This window comes from Planktothrix tepida PCC 9214, assembly GCF_900009145.1.
Classification (GTDB): domain Bacteria; phylum Cyanobacteriota; class Cyanobacteriia; order Cyanobacteriales; family Microcoleaceae; genus Planktothrix; species Planktothrix tepida.
Map to the genome: position 1 here is coordinate 1 of NZ_LN889881.1, position 292 is coordinate 292.

General features: G+C 37.7%; 1 protein-coding gene. It reads right to left on the minus strand.

Annotated elements, in window-relative coordinates:
• Positions 1-292: Ig-like domain-containing protein (locus PL9214_RS31830; RefSeq protein ID WP_186440521.1), on the minus strand; the 292-nt coding region annotated here is incomplete at both ends.

The following is a 292-nucleotide window of genomic DNA, read 5'->3' on the forward strand; positions in this document are numbered from 1 at the left end:
TATTAACGGATTCAATAATTAAATTATCACCTTCTGGGTCAGTATCGTTATTTAGAGGGGTTAAGGTGACAGGAGTATCTTGTTGAGTTGTAGCAGTATCATCAACAAGAATAGGCGGTTGGTTAGGAAGTTCATCAACAGTAATATTAACAGTTGCGGTGCTAATTCCCCCGTTTCCATCATTGACAGTATATTCAAAACTTGCAGGCCCAATATAACTGGGTGTAGGCGTAAAGACAACTTCTCCAGTATCAGGATTTAAGTTAACTGTACCGTTATTAGGATTATTAAC